The organism is Vibrio sp. VP6 (genome assembly GCF_028823755.1).
Classification (GTDB): Bacteria; Pseudomonadota; Gammaproteobacteria; order Enterobacterales; family Vibrionaceae; genus Vibrio; species Vibrio parahaemolyticus.
This window is the reverse complement of the sequence record NZ_JAPEID010000170.1, coordinates 1-808: the sequence shown is the minus strand read 5'-3', so window position 1 is coordinate 808 and position 808 is coordinate 1. Positions and strand designations below refer to the sequence as shown.

The window sequence follows — 808 nt, the reverse complement described above, 5'->3', positions numbered from 1 at the left end:
GCAGCACGTTCGTTTGCTTCTGCAATGGCTTGGTTAAGACGCTGCTCAACAGTGTAATGAGCGTGATCGTTGATCTGGTGAACAAGCTGTTCAACATCACCAAGCATGACCGACAGACGCTCAGCAATTTCTGGCGGTAACTCCTGATGAGTAATGGTTTGTTCAGTAGAGTCTGGAAGCATTGGTGCTAGGATTTCACCAGAATCCTCAAGAGCCTTAAACGCAGACATTAAGGCAGACGGACGGCCTGTACCAATCTTGTTACGCAGTGACGTTCCGTTGATGTTTTTACCTTCAACCAAAAGTGCATTTGCCGCCTCTATAACTTGTTGATCCGAAAAAGCTCTCTCTCTGGCCATGCTCCGTTCCTCTGTCACACCTAAAGTTTGTTTGTACGCTTGTCATTATACAAACAAACTAACGAACATACAAACAAACTGTATAAAAATAAATCAAACATTAAAACTCAGACGAAAGTGAAGAGAGACGTAACCTCATAGCTACGTAAAGTGCCAACCTTGGAGAAAAGCGATCATTTTAGGGGGTAAGGGACGAGATCGAGTCGAAATGAAAACGCATCACAACCGTTTAACATTTAGCGAAAAACTGTAATTTTCTTTCAGGGGGATAGAGATAGAAACCAGGGAGGGAAAGAGTGACTTTTGCAACTCTGCTGTCATCGCTGCGTCGAAACAGGCAAAAGCCACTCTAAATTTTGCTATTTAACGTAATACCCCTAACACGCCCCTCAAAAATGAGGCACGGTAAAATATATTCGTATCAGGTTAAAAGGTGCGCTCCCTCCCCC

1 protein-coding gene is annotated in these 808 nt (G+C 43.8%); it reads right to left on the bottom strand.

Annotated features, from left to right (window positions below; all coding sequences use genetic code 11):
- Positions 1–359 (bottom strand): DNA-binding protein (locus OU793_RS24715; RefSeq protein WP_274647928.1); only part of this gene is annotated, 359 nt, incomplete at its 3' end.
- Between the last annotated feature and the right edge of the window lie 449 nt (positions 360–808).